Consider the following 24536-nt stretch of genomic DNA (forward strand, 5'->3'; position numbering starts at 1 on the left):
CCGGTAGGGCTCGACGCCCCGCGACCGGTAGGGCCCGGCGATCGGAATTTCGGCGCCGCCGCTGGAGGCTATCATATACGCGAGACGCGTTTCGAGAGCTGTCCGAGGGGGTCGAAGCCGACGATTACAGCCGGGTGAGGTTCGTCGCGCGCGGCCCCTTATCGGCCTCCTCGATCTCGAACTCTACTTCCTGTCCTTCCTCGAGGTCCGGGCCGCCGACGTCTTCCATGTGGAAGAATACGTCCTCGTCAGCGTCGTCAGTCTCGATGAATCCGTAGCCGCCAGTGTCGTTGAAGAAGTCGACCTTGCCTGTCGCCATCGCATTTCGATCCACTCCCGACTGATTGATAAGTGTTGTGTGACCCCCAGAATCCTCGACCGTGTTTGAGACGGGCCCGCAAAACGAACGGTCTCCGACTTCCGCACCGGGTCGAGAAACCCGCTCCGATCGAAAGAGCCGACCCGGTGGAAAAAACCGACCCGGGCGAAGAAGCCGATCGACCGCCCCGCTGACGCCGGCCGACGCGTCACGCTCGCTCGGAGTCGACGGACGGTCGGATCCCCGTCTGCGTTGGGCCCGCGTCGATCACCGCTGTGCCTTCGCCATTTCCAGGGAGATGAAGAAGCCGAAGTACGCCGGAATCCCGGCGAGCATGAACATGTACAACACCCACCGGGGCGAGGCGGAAAACGCGAAGTCGTACAACAGCGACACGAGCGTCACCCATGCGACCGCGAACGCGAGGTCCTGTATCATCCCGGTTCGGTTCCCCTTGACATGGGACCGGATCCTGTCGGTGAGGCTCTCGTTCGCGTCGGGGTCGTCGATGTGCTCGGCGTCGGTCATGGGTAAAGGTCGGCGTCGAAATACGTCGGTGTTCCGGAACGGTCCAGCGCCCGAGCGGCCCCGCGTGGGTGCGCGCTCGGCTGTTCAGTCCTCGTCCAGGTAGTCGACGACGAGGACGGGGACGTGCGTCGAACGCAGCGTCCGCTCGGTGACGCTCCCGAGGAGCGCTCTCCGGACGCCGGCCCGACCGTGACTCCCCATCACGATGAGGTCGATGTCGTGGTTCTCCGCGTAGTCGCCGATCACCTTGTGCGGACGACCGCCCGAGACGTGTTCGACGATGTCGACGCCGCGTTCGGCTCCGCGATCGGCGACCACCCCGGTCGCCTCGTCGGCCTGCTCTTTCAGCTCCCCCATCTCGTCGAACCGGCCCTGCTTGAGCCGATCGACCTGCTCGGTGCCGAGGCTGAAGTTCACGGAGTCGATGTCGACCACGTACAGCGCGTGGACCTCGGCGTCGTACTTCTCCGCGAGGTCGAGCGCGTGGTCGACGGCGGCCTCCGCGACGTCGCTTCCGTCCGTGGGTACGAGGATGCGTTCGTACATTATCGCTCCTCCTCCGTGGTCGCGTCGTCAACTGCGCGGCTCTCGTCGGCGGCCGCGTCGTCAACTGCACGGTCCCCCTCGGCGGCCGCGTCGTCAACTGCGCGACCGCCGTCAGTCGCAACGTCCTCGCCGCCGTCCGCGGCGACGACGTCCTCGGCGGTCTCCTGCTGCCCCATCGGCTCGGGGCTGTGACACTGCCGGACGATCCGCTTCGTTTCGAGCGACGGCTCGTCGGTCGCCATCGAGACGGCGATGGTGACGACGAACACGACGGGGAGCGTGATGAGCGCGGAGCCGATGGCGGGCATCCACGTCGCCAGCCCCGTCGACAGCGGCGCCTCGAGCGAGCCGATGTACGTCGGGACGATCTGGTTGATCATCGGGAGCGACCAGAGCGTCAGCCCGGTGGTCATGCCGGCGAGCGCGCCCTGGCGGTTGGCGTTCTCCCACCACATGCCGAGGAAGAACATCGGGAACAGGACGGAGCCGGCGAGCGAGAACGCGTAGCCCACGAGCGCCGCGATCGACGACGCGGGGTTGAGCGCGGCCAGCGTGGTCAGCGCGCCCAGCGCGACGATCGAGAGGCGGCCGACGAGGATCTGCTGGCGCTGCGTCGCGTCCTCGTTGATGATGTTGGTGTAGATGTCGTGGCTGATCGCCGACGAGCCGGCGATAAAGAGTCCGGCGACCGTCGCGATCGCCGCGGCGATACCGCCCGCCGCGACGATGCCGACGAACCAGTCCGGGAGCCCCGAAAGCTGTGCCGCCAGCACGACGATGACTTCGCTGGCGGCGCTCGTCATGCCGGGATCGCCGTAGGTCGGGCTGACCGTCTGCGAGTAGAGGTCGGTCCCGAACGCGGCGAACGCCGGAGCGCTCCAGTACAGGATGCAGATGAAGAACAGCCCCCAGACCGTCGACCAGCGGGCCGTCCGTTCGCTCTCGACCGTGTAGAACCGGACGAGCACGTGCGGGAGCCCGCAGGTGCCGACGATCAGCGAGAACGTCGTCGCTACCCAGAGGTAGTAGCTCGACGAGGCGAACGGTTCGGAGAACTCGCTGCCGAGCTCGCTGATCAACATTCCGTATTCGAGCTGCGGCAACACCGTGGAGTAGCCGTTCGTGTAGCCGACGACGAACAGCCCCACGACGAACGCGAGGATGAGGATGACGTACTGGACGGCCTGGTTCTTCGTGGCGCCTAACATTCCGGACAGCGTCAGGTAGCCCACGGTGACGACCATCATGGCGACGACCATCACCTGGTACCCGTCGAGACCCGGGATGAGGCCTCCGTAGTTACCGAAGATGTACAGGCCGACCAAGGCCATCCCCTTCGCCTGGCCGATCGCGTAGACGAAGCCGATGAGGAACGTCGTCACCGCCGCGATGGCACGCGCGGTGTCGGAGTTGAACCGGTCGCCGACGAAGTCCGGCGCCGTGTACTTCCCGAACCGGCGCAGCTGCGCGGCGAGGAAGATGAGCAGGATGAAGTATCCCGTCGTCCAGCCGACGACGTACACGAGCCCGTAGAAGCCCGCGAGCGCGATCGACGCCGCCATACCGAGGTAGGAGGCGGCCGACATCCAGTTCGCCCCGATCGCCATCCCGTTCTCGACGTTCCCGATCGAGCGGCCGGCGACCCACATGTCCTCGGTGTCGGCGACGCGGAAGACGAAGCCGATCGTGAGGAACAGCCCCAACATCCCGATCACGAGGAGGGCAGGTCCCACCTTGAACGAGATGTCGAGCGCTTCCGGAAGGAGCTCGCTCTGCAGGAGGATCGAACTCGCCTTCATTCGTCGGCCCCTCCGTCGGTTGCGACGTCAGCGGTACCGTGTTCGATACCGTACTTCTCGTCGAGCGCGTCCCGTTTGCGCGAGTACCAGAACGCTAAGATCAGCGCGCTGGTCGGCGCGCCGAACGCGACGAGGAAGTAGTGGAGCGGGAAGCCTAAGATCGGCATCTGATTCGTCATCGGACCGGGCGCGAGCCGCGTCAGGGTCACCGGCCCCCACACCGCGAGGACCCAGACGGCGAACCCCGACCAGACGATACGGAGGTGGTCTCGCATGTACGGCGTGCTCGGATTCAGGATGTTCACCTCCGCTCCGAGGTAGTCGGTGTCGCTGTGCTTCTGTGCCGCACCCGTGGCGACGCCGCCGTCGGTGGCCGCGTCGTCAGAACTTCGTGAGCTATTGTCTGTCATGTGTTGTGGTGTGTATTGTCGTGGTGCGTTTATGCGGTTTTATCGTGATATTTAGTTTCGGTGTCGAGCGCGTCGTCTCTCGCTTCGTGTTTCGAAAACGGGGGTGTAGCGGTCAGTCGTTCTCCGCCTTCCGCTGGATCTCCTCGACGATCTCCGGGTTCCGGAGCGTGCTGGTGTTACCCAGCTCTTTCCCGTCGGCGATGTTCTCGAGTAGGCGACGCATGATCTTCCCGGACCGCGTCTTCGGCAGATCGGGCGTGAACACGACCTGTTCCGGCCGGGCGATCGGGCCGATGGCGTCCTCGACGCCCGCGACGATCGCGTCGCGGAGCTCGTCGGTGCCCTCGTACCCGTCTTCGGTGGTCACGTACGCGTACACCGCCTCGCCCTTGATGTCGTGGTCACCGCCGACGACGGCCGCCTCGGCGACGCCCTCGACGCCGACGATCGCCGACTCGATCTCCATCGTTCCGAGTCGATGGCCGGAGACGTTGAGCACGTCGTCGACGCGCCCGAGAACGGTGATGTATCCGTCCTCGTCGATCTTCGCCCCGTCCTCTGGGAAGTACACCCAGTCCTCGGGGTCGTCGCTGTCGGTGTCGGAGTACTCCGCCCAGTACTCCTCGATGTAGCGCTCGTCGTTGTTGTACAGCGTCCGGAGCATCCCGGGCCACGGCTTCTGTACCGTGAGGTAGCCGGCCTTCCCCGGCTCGACCTCGTCGCCGAGCGTGTCGAGGATCTGTACGTCGAGGCCCGGGAGCGGCGGTCCGGCCGCCCCGGGCTTCATGTCTTTGACCCCGGGCAGCGTCGTCACCATCATGCCGCCGGTCTCGGTCTGCCACCACGTGTCGACGATGGGACACTCCTCGTTCCCGATGTGCTGGTAGTACCACTTCCAGGCGCGCGGGTTGATCGGCTCGCCGACCGTGCCGAGCAGCCGCAGCGAGGAGAGGTCGTGGCGGTCGGGGAACTCCTCGCCCCACTTCATGAACGCGCGGATCGCGGTGGGCGCGGTGTACAGCTGCGTCGCGTCGTACTCCTCGACGATCTCCCAGAGCCGGTCGCGCTCCGGGTGGTCGGGCGTCCCCTCGTACATCATCGTCGTCGTCCCGAGCGAGAGCGGTCCGTAGACGATGTAGGAGTGCCCCGTGATCCAGCCGATGTCGGCCGAACAGAAGTACGTGTCATCCGGCTTGATGTCGAGGACGGACTGCGAGGTCCACGACACCCACGAGAGGTAGCCGCCGGTCGTGTGTTTCACGCCCTTCGGCTTCCCGGTCGTCCCCGACGTGTACATCAGGAACAGCATGTCCTCGGCGTCGCGGGTGACCGGCTCGACCTCGGCGCCCTCGTGGTCCGCGACGAGGTCGCCGTAGTCGATCTGGTCGTCGCCGAGATCGTGACCGAAGCCGTCGCCGTTCGGGCCGAGCCGGTCGACGACGACCGTCGTCGTGTCGTGTTCGACGTCCGCGAGCCCCTCGTTGGCCTTGTCGAGGTGGTCGAGGGGGTCGCCGCGGCGGTAGTAGCCGTCGCAGGTGACGAGGTACTCCGAGTCCGCGGAGTTCATCCGCGTCGCGAGCGCGTCGGCCGAGAACCCGGCGAAGACGACGCTGTGGGGCGCGCCGATGCGGGCGCACGCCAGCATCGCGATCGGCAGCTCCGGGATCATCGGCATGTACATCGTCACCACGTCGTCCTCTTCGACGCCCTGCGCCCGGAGCGCCGCCGCGAACTCGTTGACCTCGCGGTGGAGCTCCTCGTAGGTGAACGACCGGTCGTCCTCGTCGACGGGCTCGCCGACCCACTCGATCGCGACCTCGTCGCCGCGCTCGTCGAGGTGTCGGTCGAGGCAGTTGGCCGACGCGTTCAGCTCGCCGCCCGTGAACCACTCGTAGAAGGGAGGGTTGCTGTCGTCCAACACCTGGTCGTACCCCGTCTCCCAGTCGAGCAGATCGGCGGCCGCCTCCCAGCACTCCGGCCAGTTCTCCTCGAACTCGTCGTAGATACCGGGATCCGAGACGTTCGCCTGTTCGACGAACGACTCCTGCGGCTCGAACACCTCCTGCTCTGCGAGTCTCGCTTCCAGTTGACCGTCTCCCTCTGTCATGGTACGGGCATACCCAACCGATCTCACCATATAAACGCTGGCGCTAAATACGAAAAATCGTGAAGGATACGGGCCACAATTCGGAGCGTCTCGGCCGCTCGGCTTCGATTCACCTCTGATCGGGGCGTCGCGCCCGCCGGCCGTCCTCGAAGAGCTCGTCGAGCAGCCTGCGTTGCGCCTTCCGGAGGTGGTTGTGGAACGTCGGCGAGGAGACGTCCATGGCGTCGGCGACCTCTTCGGCGGTGCTCCCCCGCGGCCAGTCGAAGTACCCGCCGTGGTACGCGGCCGACAGCGCGGCCCACTGCCGATCGGTGAATCGGTCCGTGACCCCCTCCCGCAGCGAGTCCTCGCTCCGTGGCGACCGAGGGACCGACTCCTTGCTCGCGAGCCGCGCGTCGGAGAACGCGCTCCGGAACCCGTCGGCGACGGGGCGGACGTCGGCGCCCTCCGGGAGGTCCGCGACGACTCTGACCCGTCCGTCCTCCGCGGTCGCGTCGCGGACGGTCGCACCGTGCTCCGTGAGCGTCCGGACAGCGGATCCACCCTCCACGCGAGCGGACACGTCGCAGCCGTTCTCGCGGGTCTCGATCACGCGGAGGTCCGAGACGCCGGACGCGCCCGCGACCGCGTCGGCCAGCGCCTGCGGGCGCGCCCCCTCGACGGAGAGGTAGAAGCGAGAGGCCTCGTCGTCGACCGCCACGGTCGAGGCCAGTTCGATCCGACAGCCGAGCGCGGCGCTCGCGCGGGCGAGGAACGCCCCCTCGTCGCCGGTGTGGAACTCCACCTCGGTCACGGTGTCCGAGTGGAGCAGGTCGCGCCAGCGCCGCGCGGTCACCGCCCACCCGAGACACCGGCCGAGCGCCGCGATCTCCCGACGCTCGACCGGCGAGACTGGGGGTAGGGGGGGATCTCCCCCGGTGACGACGCACAGCGCGCCGTGTGTCACGTCGCGGTACCGGAGGGGAACCGCGACCCCCGGCCGACCGGCGGTCGCGGGCAATCCCTCGGTCGCGATCGGCTCCCCCTCCTCGACCGCGTCGATCCACGGCCCGTCGCCGGTGACGCCGCGGTCGACGAGCGTCCCCCGGTCGGCTCCGGCCGCGCCCGCGATCTCGACGCGTTCGCGGTTCCCCGTCCCGCGGACGACCCACGCCTCGGCCCAGCGGTCGGACTCGACCACGCCCTCGGGAACCGCCGCGAGGGGCGTCGACCGGTCGTCGCCGTCGGCGAGCGCCTCGAACCCGCCGAGGGCGGTCGGCGCCGAACCCCCTGCCGATCCGCCCGCGGGACCGGCCCGACCGTCGGCGACGGCCTCGGCGATCGCCTCCCCGTCGAGCGGTCCGAGGTAGCCGTCGAGCGTCCCCATCGTCTCCCAGCCGCCGGCCTCGCGGACGGCGTGGGGGTCGACGCCGCGGTCGACGAGGAGCCGCCGCGCGAAGGTCCGGCGGAGGTCTCGCGGGGTCACGTCGGGGTCGACGAGGCCGTCGGTCCGCGCCGCCGCGCGCTCCGCCGTCTCGCTCACGATCATCTGGACGCGCCGGGGCGACACGTCGACGAACGGCTCCGTCTCGCCCAGGTCGGCGCTCTCGGCGTACCGCCGCAACTCCGCCGCCAGCGACGCCGGGATCGCCGTCTCGCGCGCGACCGCCTCTCGGTCTCGCGCCGCGGTCTCCGCCTTCGTGTCGCCGCCCGCTCCCGACTCCGATCCCTCGTTCGGTCCAGCGCCGTCCGCTGGGACCGCGAGGAGCGAGACATCGGCGTCGCCCTCCGTCTCTCGGAGGTGTCGCGGGGCGACGCGCGTGATCTCCCCGGTTCGGAGGCCGGCCTCGCCGCCGAGGCGGACGACCAGCGCCGCGCGGTACGTCTCCGCCGCAGTCACGAGCGAGTCGTACGCGTCGGCGTCCAATCCGTCGGCCATTCGTTTCGTATTCACAGCGAGATGCGAAGTAAGTGTTTCCCCGAAAACTCGTGTTAATCGAGTTCTCAACTCTGGTTGGGTTTCTAATGCTCCTCTCGCGGTCGAGAACACTCCGATCGATTACCGATCTATTTCGCTTTCAAATTGCTAGCCGAAACGATGTCAGAACACGACTGTCGCGTGACGGGGAGATCCCCCGCTCGCGCTCGAAGCCGTCGGTTCAGACCGTTTCGGTGATTCCCCACGTGATGTGATCCCACAGTCGCTCGTAACTGTAGTAGGTTATCGTCTTCACCACGTTGGCGACCAGTCCGATGTTCACGGCGGCGCTGATGTCGTCGACGACGATCCAAGCCACGAGAACGGTGATCGCGACCATGAGCGCCCGGTAGCAGAGGGTCTTCGCGAGCGCCCGCTTCCGCGCGTGTAGCGCCGAACGAGAGACGAGACTGCTCATGGGGCGTGAGACGGACTGCAGCGCTAAGAAACCTACAGTAGTTTCTAATATCTGAAAAAGAAACTACTATCAGTTACTCATTGCGAACCGACGACTCGATCTCGCCGACGACCTCCGGATTGCGGAGGGCGCTCACGTCGCCGAACTCGTCGCCGCGCGCGATGTCCTCCAGCAGGCGTCGCATGATCTTTCCGGATCGAGTCTTCGGGAGGTCGGGAGTGAACACGATCCGGTCGGGGCGTGCCACGTCGCCGACCGCCTGCGCCAGCCGCTCGCCGATCGCCTCGCGGAGGGGTTCGTCTGGATCGACATCGCCTCGGGTGGTGACGTACGCGACGATCCGCCCGTCGCCGTCGCCGACGACCGCGGCCTCGGTGACGCCGTCGGCCTCGACGATGGCCGCCTCCAGTTCCGCGGTGTTGAACCGGTGCGTCCGGACGTTGATCACGTCGTCGACCCGACCGAGGATCGACACGTAGCCGTCCTCGTCGACGGTGGCGCCGTCGCCGGTGCGGTACCGCCACCCGTCTTCTCCCTCCAGCCAGTACTCCCGACGGTACCGCTCGTCGCCCTCGCGGAGCCCGCGGAGCATGCCGGGCCACGGGGCGGCGATCGTGAGGTACCCCGGCTCGCCGGGCTCGACGGGCTCGCCGTCCTCGTCGACGACGCGGGCGTCGATTCCCGGCAGCGGCGGCCCGACCTTTCCGGGCTTCATCGGAGTGATCCCCGGCAGCGTCGCGAGGGAGATGGCGCCGGTCTCGGTCTGCCACCAGGTGTCGACGATCGGCACCTCGCCGCCGCCGACGTGCTCTCGGTACCAGCGCCACGCCTTCGGAGTGATCGACTCCCCGACGGTCCCCAGCAGGCGGATCGACGACAGGTCGTGAGCCTCGGGGTACTCCGCGCCCCACTTCATGAACGACCGGATCGCGGTCGGCGAGGTGTAGAAGACGCTGACGGCGTTGCGCTCGATCAGGTCCCACACGCGGTCGCGGTCGGGGTAGTCGGGCGAGCCCTCGTAGAGCACGCTCGTGGTCCCGATCGAGAGGGGGCCGTACACGCCGTAGGAGTGACCCGTGATCCAGCCGATGTCGGCCGCGCACCAGTAGGTGTCGTCGGGGCGCACGTCGAGCACGTTCCGGGTCGTCCACGCGACGTGCGCGAGGTAGCCGCCGGTCGCGTGCTCGACGCCCTTCGGGCGCCCCGTGGTCCCGGAGGTGTACATCACGAAGAGGAGGTCGGTGGCGTCGCGCGCGACCGGCTCGACGGTCTCCCCGTCGTGCGCCTCCACGATCGCCTCGTACTCGTGTTCGTCGTCCCCGAGGGGCACGTCGAGCGCGTCGCCGAGCCGGTCGACGACCACCGTCGCCGACAGGTCGGCGTCGGCACGGAGCCGGGCGTTGTCCGCCTTCGACTTCTGATTGAACGCGTCCTCCCGGCGGTAGTAGCCGTCGCAGGTGACGAGGTACTCCGAGTCGGCGGCGTCGATGCGCGTCGCGAGCGCCTCCGCCGACAGCCCCGCGAAGACGACGTTGTGGGGCGCGCCGATCCGGGCGCACGCCAGCATCGCGATCGGCAGCTCCGGGACCATCGGGAGGTACAGCGTCACCACGTCGTCCTCCTCGACTCCCAGATCGCGGAGCCCGGCCGCGAGCGCGTTCACCTCGCGGTGGAGGTCGAGGTAGGTGTACGACCGGCGCTCCCCGCGCTTGCCGAACCAGCGGATCGCGAGCTGGTTCCGCCGCTCGTCGAGGTGGCGGTCGACGCAGTTCGCCGCGGCGTTGAGCCGCCCGTCCGGGAACCACTCGTAGAAGGGCGGGTCGCCGTCGTCCAGTACCGTCTCGTAGGGCCGTTCCCAGTCGAGCAGGTCGGCGGCGCGGCGCCACGCCGCCGGCCCCTCCTCGGCGAAGGCCTCGTACAGCTCCGGGTCCCTGGCGACGGCCCCGTCGCTGAACGCGGCGGGCGGCTGGACGACGTCCTCGTCGTCGCCGGCGGCGGTCTCGTCCGTCCGCCGGCCGTCGACTCCGGCGTAATCCATGATACTACCTCACAATCGAAGGAATGTATACTTTGTCCGCGACGCCGGCACGTCGGATTCCACCCACGGCTGAAGCCGTGGGCCTACTCCTTGTTACTCTGTGAGACCGGTCGAGGGAGGTCAGAGCGATCAGAGAAGATGAGACCGGTCGAGGGAGGGAGGGGGAGAGCCGGACGTCTACCTCGACTCCGCGGGCGCCAGCCCGGCCGCCTTCGACCGGGCGCGCGCGACGATCGACGGCTTCGCCTCGAAGTCGAGCGTGACCTGGTCGTCCGCGTACGTCTCCTCCTCGACGTGGCCGTGGTCGTGGATCCACGAGACGAGGCTCATCGCGTCGTCGGAGAGGGGGAGGACGAGCCGCTCGCGCTCCCAGTCCGGCAGCTCCGCCTCGACGCGGTCCCGGAGCTCCGCGACGCCGGCGCCCGTCTTCGCCGAGACGGCGACGGGGTCCGGCGCGACCCCAGAGAGCGCGGCGCGCTTGTCGGCCAGTTCGCCCGGAGCCAGCCGGTCGACCTTGTTGAACACGGTGACGACGGGGGCCTCGTTGCGCTCGTAGAGGGTGTCGTGGCTCGTGACGAGCTTCTCGCGCATCTCCTCGACCGGCTCGCTGGCGTCGACGACGAGCAGCACGAGGTCGGCGCGGTACACCGAGTCGAGCGTCGACTCGAACGACTCCACCAGCCAGTGAGGGAGGTCCGAGATGAACCCGACCGTGTCGGTCAAGAGCACGTCGCGCTTCTCCATCTCGGCCCGGCGGGTGGTGGTGCCGAGCGTGGTGAACAGCATGTCCTGCGACTCGGCGGTCGTGTCGAGGTCGGGGTGGCGCTCGGCGTTCTCGTCGACATCGATCTCGGCCGCGAGCCGGCGCATCAGCGTCGACTTCCCGGCGTTGGTGTAGCCCGCGAGCGCCACCAGGTCGAACCCGGAGTCGCGGCGCTGCTCGCGGCGCGCCTCCTCCTTCTCCGCGATCGACTCCAGCTCGTCGCGGATCTCGGATATCTGGCGTTTGATGTCGCGCTCGACGCTCTCGTCGTACTCGCCGAGCCCCATGAACCCGGGACGCTCGTCGCGCTTCGCGAGGCTCGCCTTCGCCTCCGCGCGCGGAAGCTCGTACCGCAGTTCGGCGAGTTCGACCTGAAGCTGCGCTTTCCGGGTGTTGGCGCGCTGCCCGAAAATCTCGAGAATGAGCGTGAACCGGTCGATCACCTCGACGCCCTCGGGAAGCTCGCCGCCGATGTTGAACGTCTGGTACGGCCCCACGTCGTTGTCGATGATGACGGCTCCGGCGCCGGTCCGGCGGACCAGGTCGCGGAGCTCGGAGACCTTCCCCTTCCCGAACATGAACGCGGCGTCCTCGGTGCGGGTCTGGGTGAGCTCGCCGACCACCTCGTAGCCCGCGGCGGCCGCGAGCTGCGTGATCTCCGTCAGGTCCGCCGATCCGGACTCGACGCGCTTGGCGACGACCGCGCGTCGCTCACGGGGGGCCGATTCGGTGTCTCCGTCGGTGCTCGCACCCTCGGCGCTCCCGGTCATAACAGGAGGTCGCGGGCGGCGTACGCGGCGTGGTGTGCTGCCTGCACTGTTTCGCGTTCCCCTATGCTCTCGACGTATTTAAACTCGGGTTGGAAGCTCAGTCCCACCCGCTCCGCGGGCTCCTCGTAGAACTCACCGCCCTCCGCGACGATCGGTCCCCCCGGCGGCTCCGGGAGGTTCCCGACCGCCTCGGCCGTGAGCGCCACGGTCGCGTCGAGTGTGGGGCCTTCGCGCACGGCGGCGAACCCCATCCCTTCGACCGTCCGGATCCGCGTCGAGTCGATCCGGGCGTGGACAGCGGCCGCGACCATCAGGTACTCGCCGTCCTCCTCGTGGCGGCCGCTGATGTCGACGCCGACGACCTCAGGGGCGGGGGCCCGCCACCTCGGTTCGGTCGGGACGCGGGTCGGCTGCGGAGGCTGTCGTCTCCATACGCCGGAATAGATCCCCTGACGAATTGAACGTTTCCGTGGTGGGCGGCGTCGCTTCCGCGGTGGGACTCGCCACAAACGTCTTCACCGGAGACCGGCCAGTGTCGGTATGGTCCGCCGGATCCGAGGGCCCCTCCCCGCAATTACACTGGTCCTTGTCCTCCTTCTGGCCGGCTGTTCCGGGCTGCCCGCCACGGACCGACAGGAATCGACTTCCGAACCGACGGTGGAGGAGTTCCCGTATCCCTCAGGCTGGTCACAAGACGAGATCGCAGACCTCCCCGCCGCGCTGGAAGCGCACGACGCGACGGTGAACAACGCCTCCCGCAGAACTCGATTGAGCATCGTCAGCGGGGACGGAAACCGCACGACTGTGAGAGCGGTAGACACCGATTCCGGAACCGCCTCAGTGCGATGGAGCGATACGCTGTTCGGTAGCGACGTTCACTATTACTACAGCGACGAGGGCGTTTTCGAGTACGACCGCACGACGGGTGAGCTGACCCGAAACCTCGACGAAAAGAGGGTACCAGCTCGCTTCGCCTCCTACGAGACGCTGATACGGCCCCTGTCGGAGGTCGGAGTGAACGCGACCGGGCACGTCGTCGTCACTGAGAAGGGATACATCGCGGAATTCAACGTCACGAGGGGAAACGACGGGTTCTCCCGGCAGACGAGATACGACGTTTCCGAGTTCGGAGACGCGACGGTGATCCGGCCGGCGTGGATGCCGGAGAAGTAGCGATCGACGAAGCTACGCCCGCCTGTCGAGTTCGACTTCGCTACGCTCAGTCGAACACCGGCCGACCGCGTCGGCCGAGCCTGACCCGGCTACGCCGGATCGAACACCGCCTGACTGCGTCAGGCGGGCTCGACGAGGCTTACGCCTCGTCGAACAGCGTCTCGCCCTCGACCATGTGCTCCTCGACGGTGTCCAGATCGAGCGTGAGGCCGATCCCCGGCTTCTCCGGCACCTCGATGTAACCGTCCTCGATGACATCCTCCTCGACGAGATCCTCCCACCAGCCGAGCTCGTAGGAGTGGTACTCGATCGCGAGCGAGTTCGGGATGGAGGTGCCGACGTGGGCCGCCGCCATCGTCGCGATCGGGGAGGCGACGTTGTGCATCGCGACGGGAACGTAGTACTGGTTCGCAACGTCAGCGATCTTGCGGGTCTCGCGCATCCCGCCGACCTTCGGCAGGTCGGGCGCGACGATGTCGACCGCCTGGTTCTCGATGAGGCGGCGGAGCTCCGTGACGCGGTAGCGGTTCTCGCCGACCGTGATCGGCGTGGTCGTGTTCTTCGTCACTTCCTCCTGCACGTCGAGGTTCTCCGGCGGGACGGGGTCTTCGAGCCACCACACGTCGTACTCCTCGATGGCGTCCGCGAGGCGCTTCGCGGAGCCGCCCGAGAACGTCCAGTGGCAGTCGAACGCCACGTCGGCCTTGTCCTTCACGCGCTCGGTGACCGTCTCGACGATCTCCGCCTTGTGGCGGATCTCGCCGGGGCGCAGGTGACGGTTCGCGCGGTCCTTCTCGAAGCCGCTCGGCACGTCGAGGTCGAACTTCAGAGCGTCGTAGCCGAGCTCGTCGACGACGCGCTCGGCCTCGTCGGCGCACGCCTCGGGGTCGGCCTCCTCCTCGGTGTGGCAGTCGCAGTACACGCGCATCTTGTCGCGGTACTTGCCGCCGAGCAGCTGGTAGGCGGGCACGTCGAGGATCTTGCCGGCCACGTCGTGCAGCGCGACCTCGATCCCGGAGATCGCGGTGACGGTGACGCCCTCGACGGAGCCCTCGCCGGACATCTTCTGGATGAGGTGCTCGTAGAGGCGGTCGATGTCGAGCGGGTTCTCGCCGATCACGAACGGCTTCATGCGCTCGATGAGTTCCGGCACGCCCGCGCCCCAGTACGCCTCACCGGTGCCGACGACGCCCGCGTCGGTGTACACGCGGACCAGCGTCCACGGGAAGTTCCCGTCGACCATCGTCGTCTGCACGTCCGTGATCTCGACGTCGCGTCCGCCGCCGCGCGAGCCCGTCGTGCCCATCGTCTCGGCGGAGAGCTCTCGCATCGTGTACTCCGCGTTCGGGTCGTGGAGCGACTCGTAGTTCCGGCTCATAGCACCCGATTCATTCGGAACAGGGTAAATGTTTATGTTCCTCCGCAGGAAGCTTCGCGGCGCCCCGAGCGCCGCGTTTCGGTCGCTGTGCGAATAGGGAGTTTTTCATTGACGTACCCTCAACTACCCGCATGGTCGAACTCACGGATTCGCTGAAGTGTCTCTTTACCGGAACTGTCGAGGAGCGCGGCGACGAACACGTCGTCACGGTCCCCGCCACCGAGATCGAGCACGGCACGATCGAGGCGGGGGCGTCGTACCGCGTCGCGCTGATCAAACGCGAGGGCGAGGACGGTGCGAGTGTCGCGACCGACGGCGCCGCGGACCGCGCGGTCGCCGGCAACGGCGCCGGGAGGAGTCAGGCGTCGACGTCGTCGCGACCGACGAGCGACGCCGGGGCCTCCGGCCCGCCGGTCTCCGAGGGGGACGTACGAGAGGTGACGATCGAGACGCTCGGCGACAAGGGCGACGGGATCGCGAAGATCGAGCGGGGGTACGTCGTCATCGTCCCCGATTCGGAGCCGGGCGACGAGCCGACGGTCGAGATCACGAGCGTCCGCGAAAACGTGTCGTTCGCGGAAGTCGTCGAGGAGTAGCGCTCCCGCCGATCCGGGCTACCGCGGCGCGTCCTCGGGATCGCTCCGCGAGAACAGCTTCTTGAGGTGCGCCGGCGAGAAGAAGGAGCTCGGCCGGTCCATGTGGACGCCGATCTCGCCCGACAGCGCCCACAGCCCAGCTCGCTGGACCGGCTCCGGGAGCGAGTAACACCGCCGGATCGCCGCGCCGAGCCGGATCTCGGTGCCGATCGCGTCGCGCCACCCCGACTCGTAGTCGGCGAGCGTCGCCGGGTCCCGCGGGTCGATGGCGTCCGCCGCCACGTCCGCCGCGGTCATCCCGTATAAGATTCCGCCGCCGGTGAACGGCTTCGTCTGCGCGGCGGCGTCGCCGACGAGGAACGCGCGATCGGTCGTCACGCGGTCCGGCGGACCGATCGGGATCGCGCCCGAGCAGAACCGGTCGGTCGTCACGTCGTACGCGTCGGTGAGCCGGTCGAACATCGCGGACACGTCGTCGCTCGGCGGCGCGGCGAGCCCGTACTCCACGCCCGCGTCGCCGCGGGGGATCCGCCACGCGAAGAAGGTCGGCGCGGTGAGGTGGACGTCGACGAGGTCGCCGTCGTCCGGGGCGTCGTCGAACGCGAGCACGCCGTGGAGCAGCTCGTCCGGTTCCGGGAGGTCGAGCGACCGACGGACGCGCGAGGTCGGGCCGTCGCAGCCCGCGACCATCCGCGCCTCGACCTCCGCCACGTCGCCCGCGGGCGTCCGGACCTCGACGACGACCCGGTCGGGACGCTCCTCGACGCCGACGACCGTGTGGTTCTCTCGCACGTCGGCGCCGGCGTCGCGCGCGCAGTCGGCGAGGGCGCGGTCGAGCCCGACGCGGTCGATCACGTTCGAGACGGGCTCGGACTTGTAAAACGGGTACGCCTTCGATCCCGGGCCGCCGACGCGGAAGCGCGCGCCGTACACCCGGTTCTGGAGGAGCTCGTCGCGGGCGTCGCTCGGGACGTACTCCCACACGTCGTCGGAGACGTGCCCGGAGCAGGCCAGCGGCTGGCCGACCGACCCCTTCTCGAAGACGACCACGTCGCGGCCGGCCTCGGCCGCGCGCCGGGCGAACCGCGAGCCCGGCGGCCCCGCGCCCACGACGACGAAATCGTGCATGTCCGCGGAATCGTCGCGGACGCATATAATTACGACGTGACTTACTCGGCCTCGCGCCGCGCCGCCAGCCACTCCAGCGCCGCGTCGAGGTCGGTCTCGGGCGGCGAACACGTCCGCCCCTCGCAGACGTAGGCGGTCGGCTCGCCGTCGGCGGCGTCACGGTCGGCCCAGACCGGCGGGGCTTCGTCCATGTCGAGCCGGTCGAGCCACACCGCGAGCCCGTCTTCGGTCGGGGGGCGCGGCGCGACGAGCGCGCCCGGCAGGTAGCGCTCCCCGAGCGTCTCGCGCCACGCGTCCGGCACGCTCTCGGCGGCGACGGTCACCTCGATCCCGCCGGAGGCGACCCGGTCGGCGGCGCGCACCAGCGAGACGTGCTCCAGCGGGCTCGCCCGAATGCGATCCGCGTGGGTCGTCACGACCGCCTCGGCGACCTCCGCGAACTCGCGGTCGGTCCGGAACCCGTCGAGGAGCACGAGCGTCTCCGCCGCCACGCCGAGGCTCGACGGCGTCGACCGGTCGGTGAACTCCTGCGGTCGGGCGAAGAGGGTGTCGTCGCCGTCCTCTCCGGCGGCTTCGTCCGGATCCCGGGTGAAGTAGATCGTCCCGTCCTCGTCGTCGTAGAAGTCCGCGACGACCGTCTCCGCCAGATCGAGCGCGAACCCGAGCGCGTCCGGATCGCCGGTGGCGGCGTACACGTCGAGCGCGCCGCGCGCGAGGAACGCGTGGTCGTCGAGGTAGCCCGGTCCGCGCACGTCGCCGTCGAGCCACCGCCGCGCGAGGTCGCCGGTCGACTCGTCGTAGAGGTTCTCGCGGCAGAACGCGAGGGCGTCGCCCGCGATGTCTGCGTACGGCTCTCCGAGGACCTGCCCGGCCGCGGCGAACGCGGAGATCGCTCGTCCGTTCCACGACGCGAGCACCTTCTCGTCGCGCGCGGGACGCGGCCGCGACTCGCGCGCCTCGAAGAGCGCGACGCGGGCCTCCGTCAGGGCCTCCCGAACCGCCTCAGGCGACATGTCGTGGTCGTCGGCCAACTCCTCGATCGACGCCGCGACCGTCGGGACGGTCGTGCCGCGCTCGAAGTTGCCGCCGGACTCGATCCCGTACCGCTCCTTCGCGAGCGACGCCGCGGGCTCGTCGAGGACCGCGTCGACCTCCCCGGGCGTCCAGACGTAGAAGGCGCCCTCCACGTCGGCGGCGTGACCGCTCCCGTCGCTGCCGTCGGAGCCCACGCCCCCCCGCCTGGTCTCAGGCGGCCGGCTCCGGGCGTCGAGCGTGCTGAAGAACCCGCCGTCGTCGTGGCGGAGCTCGCGGTCGAGGAACCCGAGGGTCTCGCTCGCGACGCGGGCGTACGAGGCGTCGCCGGTGAGCCGGGCGGCGTCGAGGAACGCCATCGGGAGCTCCGCGTTGTCGTACAGCATCTTCTCGAAGTGCGGGACCGTCCACTGTCGGTCGACCGCGTACCGGTGGAACCCCCCGCCGATCTGGTCGTACATCCCCCCGCGGGCCATCCCGTCGAGCGTGCCCGTCGCGGCCGTGAGGGCGGCGTCGCGGCCGGTCCGCGCGTACGCCCGCATGAGCACGTCGATCCGGCCGGGCATCGGGAACTTCGCGCCCCCGCTCCCGAACCCGCCGTACTCGTCGTCGTACCCGCGGATCGCGGCGGCGGCGGCCTCGTCGAGGAGGTCGGGGCCGGGCGCCTCGCCGTCCGCTCCGTCCGTGCCGCCCGCGTCGTCCGCGCCGCCGGCAGGGCCCGCCTCCGCGTCCGGAACCGACTCCAGCTCGTCGCGGGCGCTCGTGGTCCACTGGTCGGCGCGCCGCTGCATCTCCTCGCGCTGCTCCGGGTCGGCCCACGAGTCGGCGATGCGCTCGCACAGATCGCGGAATCCGGGCTGGTTCCGGCGCGGCTCCGGCGGGAAGTAGGTCCCGACGTAGAACGGCTCGCCCTCCGGCGTACACCACGCGGAGAGGGGCCACCCGCCCCCGCCGGTGACGAGCTGCGAGACGGTCATGAACGCGCTGTCGACGTCGGGTCGCTCCTCGCGGTCGACCTTCACGGGGACGAACTCCTCGTTCAGCACGGCCGCGACCGACTCGTCCTCGAAGCTCTCCTCGGCCATCACGTGACACCAGTGACAGGAGGAGTAGCCGATCGAGACGAACACCGGCACGTCGTGCTCGCGGGCGCGCTCGAACGCCGCCTCGCCCCACGGCTGCCAGTTGACGGGGTTATCCGCGTGCTGCTGGAGGTACGGACTCGCCTCCCCGTCGAGGCGGTTCCGCTCGGTCGGCTGTGACATACGCCCGGTTCGGCCCGGGACGGCAAAAACCCGTCACTAGAGCGACGGCGAGGTCGTGTACCCACAGACGTGTGTATCCGCGCTCCGATAGAGAGTAAAGCTTACACTACCGTGTAGTGATCGGTCGCACATGACGGAGACCGTACTCCTGGTGGGGGGCGGCGGACGCGAGCACGCGATCGCCCGCGCCGTGGCCGACGACTGCGCGCTGTACGCCTGCGCGAGCAACCGGAACCCGGGGATCCGCCGGCTCGCCGACGGGTTCGAGACGATCGACGAGACCGACGCCGAGGCCGTCGCGGACTACGCGACCGCGGTCGGCGCGGATCTCGCCGTGATCGGCCCCGAGTCCGCGCTCGCGGCGGGCGTCGCCGACGCGCTCGACGAGGCCGGCGTGTACGCGTTCGGCCCGCGGGCCGAGGAGGCGCGGCTGGAGACCGACAAGGCGTTCCAGCGCGAGTTCATGGACGAGAACGCGATCCCCGGCTGCCCCGACTACGCGGTGTTCGACGACATCGAGGCCGCCTGCGACTACATCGACGCGTACGACGGCGACCTCGCGGTGAAGCCGGTCGGGCTCACCGGCGGGAAGGGCGTGAAGGTTATCGGCGATCAGGTGACCGCCGAAGAGGCGAAGGCGTACCTCCGCGACTCCGACTACGACCGGGTCGTGTTGGAGGAGCGGCTCGTCGGCGAGGAGTTCACCGTGCAGGCGTTCGTCGCGAACGGCGAGATCCGCACGACCCCCGCGGTCCAGGATCACAAGCGCGCCTACGAGGGCGACGAGGGGCCGAACACCGGCGGGATGGGGTCGTACACCGACACCGGGCTCTCGCTGCCGTTCATGGCCGAGGGCGACTACGACGCCGCCGTCGACGTGCTGGAGGCGGTCGTCGACGCGCTCCCCGACTACAAGGGCGTCCTCTACGGCCAGTTCATGCTCACCGACGCGGGACCGAAAGTCGTCGAGTTCAACGCGCGCTTCGGCGACCCGGAGGCGATGAACACGCTCCCCGTCCTGGAGACCCCCTTCCTCGACGTGCTCACCGCCGCGCGCGACGACGACGCCCTCCCCGAACTCGCCTTCTCCGGCGAGGCCACCGTCTGTAAGTACGCCGTGCCGGACGGCTACCCCACCGACCCCGACGCGGGCGCGGAGGTCGCCGTCGACGAGGAGAGCGTCGGCGACGCGCTCCTCTACTACGCCAGCGTCGACGAGCGCGAGGACGGCCTGTACACCACCACCTCCCGGTCGTTCGCGGTCGTCGGCCGCGGTGACTCCATCGCGGCCGCGGAGGCCGAGGCCGAGGACGCGCTGGCCGCCGCGGGCGACCGCGTCCGCATCCGTCACGACATCGGCACGGCCGACCTCGTCGAGCGTCGGATCGAGCACATGGCCGAACTCCGCGAGTAACGCGTCCCGTCAGCGACTCTTTTACATGAGCCGCCCGAACCGTCCCCTGTGACTCACGAGGACGAGCGCGCGATCGGCGGGGCGGATTCCGCGGGGGCAGACGCCGGAGCGACCGACACCGCAGAGACCGGCGGCTCCCGCGCCGATCGGCTTGAGCGCCACCCGACCGGCGGCGCGCGGAACTCGCTGTGGTCGTGGCCCGACGCGAAGTCGCCGCTCGCGGTCGTCCGCAACTACGTCGTGATCGTGTTGGCGCGGATCTGCCCGAGCCTCCGGCTGAAGAACTGGCTGTTGCGCCGGATCGGCGTGACCGTCGGCGCCGGCGTCTCGTGGGGGTTGGAGTCGACGCCGGACGTGTTCTGGCCGGAGCGGATCACGGTCGGAAACGACGCCATCGTCGGCTACGACGCCACGTTGCTCTGCCACGAGTTCCTCCGAGACGAGTACCGCCTCGGCGACGTTGTCGTCGAAGAGGGCGCGATGATCGGCGCGGGCGCGGTGGTCCTCCCGGGCGTCACGGTCGGCGAGGGCGCCCGCGTCGCCGCCAACTCTCTCGTCGCCGAGGACGTGCCGCCCGGGACGACGGTCGCCGGCGTGCCGGCCGAGGTCGCCTCGCGCGCGGGCAGTGAAACGGGCGGTGAGAAGGACTTGGACGACGACTGATCGGAGCGTCTCAGCTACTTCCCGCCGTCGTCCGCGGACTCGTCGGCGTCGCTCTCCGAGCGGGCGCCTCCGGCGTTCCCGGCGTCCTCGGCCTCGCCTTCCTTCGACGCGGCGATTTCCTCGGCGTCGGTGATGTGCGCCTCGGTGCTTACGCTCTCCAAGTCGACGCCGACCTCCTCGGCGACAGCGTCGAGGACGGCCCGCTGTTCGGCCATCTCGTTTTCGAGCCGCTGGACGCGCTCCGAGGTGTCGAGCACGGTCGTCTGCGTCTCCTCGACTTCGCTGCGGAGCTCGTTGATCTTCTGGTACGTGCGCTCCGCCCTGTCGGCGAGCGTCTGGATCTTCTTCGCTGTGTCCCCGAATCCCATACCGGCCGATCGAACCCGGGGTACGTGGGCCTTTCCGTTCGGCGCGGCGGGTCGGCGGTCCGCCCCCGCCACCTCCACCCCGCGACGGTGGACTTTTGGCCGAACCGCCCCTGGAACCGGTATGAGCGTCGAACGCGTCCTGTTGACCAACGACGACGGGATCGACGCCACCGGTATCAGAGCGCTCTACGACGCGCTGGCGACCGACTACGACGTGGTGGCGGTCGCGCCGACCGGTGACCGGTCGTCGGCGGGACGCGCCCTCTCGGAGGGCGTCGAGGTCGCGGACCACGAGCTCGGCTACGCCGTCGACGGCACGCCGGTCGACTGCGTCGTCGCGGGGCTCGACGCCTTAGTCCCGGACGCCGACGTCGTGGTCGCGGGCTGTAACGAGGGGGCGAACCTCGGCGCGTACACCCTCGGCCGGTCGGGGACCGTCTCCGCCGCGGTCGAGGCCGCCTTCTTCGACGTGCCCGCGGTGGCGACTTCCATGTACGTTCCGGGCGGCGACGACTGGTGGAAGCGGGAGTTAGAGCCGGCGGAGTTCGCGAACGCGACCCGCGCGACCCGGTACCTCGTCGCGGAGGCGACCGCGTCGGGAGCGTTCGACCGCGTCGACTACCTCAACGTCAACGCCCCGATCGCGGACGGCGAGCGCGACGGCCCGGCGCCGATGCGCGTCACCGCGCCCTCGCCGTGGTACGGGATGGAGGCGGTACACGACGGAAACGGTCGCGTGAGCTTCTCGGACCCGATCTGGGGTCGGATGAACGAGGGCGACGTGCCCGACTCGATCGGCACCGACCGCCGGGCGGTCGTCGACGGCGAGATCTCCGTCTCGCCGCTGTCGGTCCCCCACGCCGCGGAGCCGGACGCGGGGCTCGACGAGGTAGCGGCCGCGTACGGGCGGGCGACCGAGAGCGTCCGGTGACAGACTGCCCGAGCTACTCCTCGGCGGCGCTGACGGTGACCTTCGCCTCGCTGACCACGCGGTCGCCCATCTCGTAGCCGGGCTCGTACACCTCGTGGACGGTCCCCGAGGGCTGGTCGCTCTCGACGCGCAGCATCACCTGATGGCGGGCGGGATCGACTTCCTCGCCGGGATCGGGATCGATGGGCTCGACGCCCTCGTCGGCGAGCACCTCGTCGAACTTCTCCAGCGTCGACTCGACGCCCGGGCGGAGGTCGCTTCCCTCCTCCTGGTCGAGCGCGCGCAGGAGGTCGTTGCGGACCGGCGTGATGCGCTCGACGAGGTCCTCGGAGGCGCGCTCGCGGATCTCGTCCTGCTTCCGCTTGGCGCGCTGCTTGTAGTTGCTGAAGTCGGCCTTAACCCGGGCGAGCTTGCTCGTCAGCTCCTCGACCTCCTCCTCGGCTTCGAGGAGTTCGTCGCGCGTCTCGTCGAGCTCCGCCTCCAGTGCCGCGACCTCCCGAGCGAGCGCCTCGTCGTGCTCGGCGACGGCGGCGGCCAGCGCCTCGGCGTCGCGGGCGTCGCCGTTCGCGCCGGCCGACTCGCCGCTCGGTTCCTCGGCGGTCGCGTCCGCGATGCCGTTCGTCCTCGCCGCGTCGGCCGCGGCGTCGTCGGGGGACTCGACCTCGACGTCGACGGCGTCGTCGTCGCTCATGTCCGATCGAAGTCGGTCAGCGTGCATAAGCGTTGCAGAACGCGGTCGCGAGCGCCGGCGCGGGGCCCGAACGCAGGTGCGGAGGCCCGACTCCGACCGGATTTATCAAGGGTCCGACCGACCGCACGATCCGCATGCAACCCCGTCCCTCGACCTTCTCGATCGTCGCGCGCGACCCGGAGACCGACGCCGTCGGCGTCGCGGTCCAGTCGAAGTTCGTCGGCGTCGGCGCGGTCGTCCCGTTCGCGAGCGCCGACGCCGGCGCGGTCGCGACGCAGAGCTACGCGAACGTCGCCTACGGCCCCGACGGGCTCGACCTCCTCCGCGAGGGACACGGCGCCGCCGAGGTCGTCGACCGACTCACCGACGGCGACGACGAGGCGCCCTCGCGCCAGGTGGGCGTCGTCGGCGCCGACGGCTCTGTGGCCGCGTTCACCGGCGACGACTGCCACGACCACGCCGGCGACCTGCAGGGCGAGACCTACACCGTCCAGGGGAACATCCTGGAGAACGCCGAGACGCTGACCGCGATGGCCGAGACGTTCGAGGCGACGGCGGGCGGACTCCCGGAGCGGCTGATCGCGGCGCTCCACGCCGGCAACGAGGCCGGCGGCGACAAGCGGGGCGAACAGTCGGCGGCGCTGTACGTCGCCAAGCCCGAGGGCGGGTACGACGGCCGCAACGACCGGTGGGTCGACGTGCGCGTCGACGATCACGACGCCCCGATCGACGAGCTGGAGCGGGTGTTCAAGCTGTACGACGTGACCCTGCTGGAGCGCGAGGCGCCCGACGAGACCCGGAATCTGACCGGCGAGGCCGCCGCGGCGGTGTCGGCCGCGCTCGCGGACCTCGGGTTCCTCGACGAGTCCGAGACCACCGGCGACGAGGCCGCTGACGACGAGACCGCCGCCGGCGACGACTCCGAGCCGTTCGGCGAGGCCGAGCGCGACGCCCTGGAGACGTTCCGCGGGATGAACAACTTCGAGAACCACCCGGTCCCGGTGCTGGAGGACGCGCTCGCCCGCGGGTGGGACGACGCGGAGGGCGAGGGCGAGGACCGGCTCGTCGACGCGGTGTGGCACGGGCTCTCGCGGCTCGATCGGGTGTAGCCGAACTCCCCCGGACCCGACCCGCGGGAGTATTTACATCGCGACCCCAAAGCGGTCGTCATGACCGCGCCGAACCGGAACACGCTGTGGGCGCGCGCCCTCGTCGACGAGCTCGTCGCCGCGGGCGTCGACGCCGTCGTGGCCTCGCCCGGGAGCCGCTCGACGCCGCTGACGATGGCCGCCGCTCGCAACGACGACCTGCACGTCTTCTCCCAGCTCGACGAGCGCTCGGCCGCCTACTTCGCGCTGGGCCGCGCGCGCCGCACCGGGGAGGTGACGCCGCTCATCTGCACCTCCGGCACCGCCGCCGCCAACTACCACCCGGCCGTGATGGAGGCGAGCGAGGGCCGCGTCCCCCTGCTCGCGCTCACGGCCGACCGTCCGCCGGAGCTGCGCGACTCGGGCGCGAACCAGACCGCCGACCAGGAGAAGCTGTACGGGGACGCCGTCCGGTTCTACAAGGACCTGCCGGAGCCCGCGCCGAACGACCGCGCGCTCCGGTCGCTCCGGACCACCGTCGCCCGCGCCGTCGGGACCGCGGAGGGCGCCGACCCCGGACCGGTCCACCTCAACGTCCCCTTCGCGAAGCCGCTGGAGCCGACTCGGGTCCCCGACGACGTGCCCGCCGACCTCGACCCGGTCGCCGAGGCCGGCCGCGACGGCCCCTACGTCGACGTGACGCCGGGATCGCCAGAACCGGGCGACGAGGAGCTCCAGCGGCTCGCCAACGAGCTCGCGACGGCCGACCGCGGGCTGATCGTCGCCGGGCCCGCGGACCCGCCCGGACTCGACGCCGAGGCCGTCACGGCGCTGTCGCACGCGACGGGGTTCCCGATCCTCGCCGACCCGCTCTCCGGCGTCCGGTTCGGCGGCCACACCCGGGTCGCGCCCGTGATCGGCGCCTACGACGCGTTCCTCTCGGCGGCGGTCGCGGGCGACGGCGCGGAGTCCGGCGAATCCGACTCGGCGAGCGACTGGGCCGACCCCGAGGTCGTCCTCCGGCTCGGCGCGTCGCCCACCTCGAAGAACCTCCGGGAGTACCTCGCCGAGACGGGCGCCGATCAGTACCAGATCGACCCCGCCGGGCGCTGGCGCGAGGCGGAGTTCGCGGCGACCGACCTCGTCGTCGCCGA

The 24536-nt window shown here is 69.8% G+C and carries 23 protein-coding genes; 7 read left to right on the top strand and 16 right to left on the bottom strand.

The features are described 5' to 3' along the window. Positions 1-124 precede the first annotated feature (124 nt). From C471_RS00875 to C471_RS00925, 11 genes are all read right to left on the bottom strand, one after another. Complete coding sequence (locus C471_RS00875) at positions 125-319, bottom strand: cold-shock protein (protein ID WP_004045866.1); 195 nt, start codon at positions 317-319, stop codon at positions 125-127. A 267-nt stretch (positions 320-586) separates the two neighbouring features. Continuing rightward, complete coding sequence (locus C471_RS00880) at positions 587-847, bottom strand: hypothetical protein (protein WP_004045867.1); 261 nt, start codon at positions 845-847, stop codon at positions 587-589. An 84-nt stretch (positions 848-931) separates the two neighbouring features. Further along, entirely contained in the window at positions 932-1393 is a 462-nt protein-coding gene (locus C471_RS00885) for a universal stress protein (protein WP_004045868.1), read from the bottom strand. Then, entirely contained in the window at positions 1393-3192 is a 1800-nt protein-coding gene (locus tag C471_RS00890) for a VC_2705 family sodium/solute symporter (protein ID WP_004045869.1), read from the bottom strand. The genes C471_RS00885 and C471_RS00890 overlap by 1 nt, the downstream gene beginning before the upstream one ends. Beyond that, the gene (locus tag C471_RS00895) at positions 3189-3602 is read right to left on the bottom strand and encodes a DUF4212 domain-containing protein (protein WP_004045870.1); all 414 of its coding nucleotides are present in this window, start codon (positions 3600-3602) and stop codon (positions 3189-3191) included. Before C471_RS00895 ends, C471_RS00890 begins: the two co-directional genes overlap by 4 nt. Before the next feature lie 112 nt (positions 3603-3714). Next, positions 3715-5709 (bottom strand): acetate--CoA ligase, encoded by a 1995-nt coding sequence (acs, locus tag C471_RS00900; protein WP_004045871.1) that lies wholly within the window; start codon positions 5707-5709, stop codon positions 3715-3717. Between the two features lie 109 nt (positions 5710-5818). Continuing rightward, complete coding sequence (locus C471_RS00905) at positions 5819-7627, bottom strand: bacterio-opsin activator domain-containing protein (RefSeq protein WP_004045872.1); 1809 nt, start codon at positions 7625-7627, stop codon at positions 5819-5821. 220 nt (positions 7628-7847) lie between these two features. Continuing rightward, positions 7848-8084 carry a DUF2061 domain-containing protein gene (locus C471_RS00910; protein WP_004045873.1) on the bottom strand — a complete coding sequence of 79 codons (237 nt, stop codon included), beginning with the start codon at positions 8082-8084 and terminating at the stop codon, positions 7848-7850. Positions 8085-8157: 73 nt separating this feature from the next. Then, a complete protein-coding gene (gene acs, locus C471_RS00915; RefSeq protein ID WP_004045874.1) occupies positions 8158-10122 on the bottom strand; it encodes an acetate--CoA ligase in 1965 nt (654 codons plus the stop codon). A 177-nt stretch (positions 10123-10299) separates the two neighbouring features. Beyond that, positions 10300-11655, bottom strand: coding sequence for a GTPase HflX (gene hflX, locus C471_RS00920; RefSeq protein WP_004045875.1), 1356 nt, complete (start codon positions 11653-11655; stop codon positions 10300-10302). Beyond that, on the bottom strand, positions 11652-12002 hold the full coding sequence (locus C471_RS00925; protein ID WP_080505514.1) for a DUF2209 family protein: 351 nt from the start codon (positions 12000-12002) through the stop codon (positions 11652-11654). The genes hflX and C471_RS00925 overlap by 4 nt, the downstream gene beginning before the upstream one ends. 193 nt (positions 12003-12195) lie before the next feature. Between C471_RS00925 and C471_RS00930 the strand changes: the two genes are divergently transcribed. Next, on the top strand, positions 12196-12828 hold the full coding sequence (locus tag C471_RS00930) for a hypothetical protein (RefSeq protein ID WP_049908896.1): 633 nt from the start codon (positions 12196-12198) through the stop codon (positions 12826-12828). A gap of 139 nt (positions 12829-12967) precedes the next feature. Here the strand turns inward: C471_RS00930 and C471_RS00935 are convergent, their stop codons facing one another. Continuing rightward, positions 12968-14206, bottom strand: coding sequence for a mandelate racemase/muconate lactonizing enzyme family protein (locus C471_RS00935; RefSeq protein WP_004045878.1), 1239 nt, complete (start codon positions 14204-14206; stop codon positions 12968-12970). Positions 14207-14337: 131 nt separating this feature from the next. On the opposite strand from C471_RS00935, the gene C471_RS00940 reads away from it, so the two are divergent. Next, complete coding sequence (locus tag C471_RS00940; protein WP_004045879.1) at positions 14338-14802, top strand: TRAM domain-containing protein; 465 nt, start codon at positions 14338-14340, stop codon at positions 14800-14802. 18 nt (positions 14803-14820) lie between these two features. Here the strand turns inward: C471_RS00940 and C471_RS00945 are convergent, their stop codons facing one another. Beyond that, positions 14821-15930 carry a geranylgeranyl reductase family protein gene (locus C471_RS00945; RefSeq protein ID WP_004045880.1) on the bottom strand — a complete coding sequence of 370 codons (1110 nt, stop codon included), beginning with the start codon at positions 15928-15930 and terminating at the stop codon, positions 14821-14823. A 41-nt stretch (positions 15931-15971) separates the two neighbouring features. Continuing rightward, a complete protein-coding gene (locus C471_RS00950; protein ID WP_004045881.1) occupies positions 15972-18227 on the bottom strand; it encodes a thioredoxin domain-containing protein in 2256 nt (751 codons plus the stop codon). A 130-nt stretch (positions 18228-18357) separates the two neighbouring features. On the opposite strand from C471_RS00950, the gene purD reads away from it, so the two are divergent. Then, positions 18358-19641: a phosphoribosylamine--glycine ligase gene (purD, locus tag C471_RS00955; RefSeq protein WP_004045882.1), complete on the top strand. Its 1284-nt coding sequence runs from the start codon at positions 18358-18360 to the stop codon at positions 19639-19641. A gap of 186 nt (positions 19642-19827) precedes the next feature. Further along, positions 19828-20304 carry an acyltransferase gene (locus tag C471_RS00960; protein WP_049908904.1) on the top strand — a complete coding sequence of 159 codons (477 nt, stop codon included), beginning with the start codon at positions 19828-19830 and terminating at the stop codon, positions 20302-20304. A 14-nt stretch (positions 20305-20318) separates the two neighbouring features. Here the strand turns inward: C471_RS00960 and C471_RS00965 are convergent, their stop codons facing one another. After that, positions 20319-20672: a DUF5798 family protein gene (locus C471_RS00965; RefSeq protein WP_004045884.1), complete on the bottom strand. Its 354-nt coding sequence runs from the start codon at positions 20670-20672 to the stop codon at positions 20319-20321. A 121-nt stretch (positions 20673-20793) separates the two neighbouring features. On the opposite strand from C471_RS00965, the gene surE reads away from it, so the two are divergent. Beyond that, positions 20794-21603 carry a 5'/3'-nucleotidase SurE gene (gene surE, locus C471_RS00970; RefSeq protein WP_004045885.1) on the top strand — a complete coding sequence of 270 codons (810 nt, stop codon included), beginning with the start codon at positions 20794-20796 and terminating at the stop codon, positions 21601-21603. A 13-nt stretch (positions 21604-21616) separates the two neighbouring features. Here the strand turns inward: surE and C471_RS00975 are convergent, their stop codons facing one another. Continuing rightward, complete coding sequence (locus tag C471_RS00975) at positions 21617-22294, bottom strand: nucleotide exchange factor GrpE (RefSeq protein WP_004045886.1); 678 nt, start codon at positions 22292-22294, stop codon at positions 21617-21619. 134 nt (positions 22295-22428) lie between these two features. On the opposite strand from C471_RS00975, the gene C471_RS00980 reads away from it, so the two are divergent. Continuing rightward, entirely contained in the window at positions 22429-23403 is a 975-nt protein-coding gene (locus C471_RS00980; RefSeq protein ID WP_004045887.1) for a DUF1028 domain-containing protein, read from the top strand. Positions 23404-23463: 60 nt separating this feature from the next. Continuing rightward, on the top strand, positions 23464-24536 hold a 1073-nt coding region (gene menD / locus C471_RS00985), incomplete at its 3' end, for a 2-succinyl-5-enolpyruvyl-6-hydroxy-3-cyclohexene-1-carboxylic-acid synthase (protein ID WP_004045888.1).

This window comes from Halorubrum saccharovorum DSM 1137 (assembly GCF_000337915.1).
GTDB lineage: Archaea > Halobacteriota > Halobacteria > Halobacteriales > Haloferacaceae > Halorubrum > Halorubrum saccharovorum.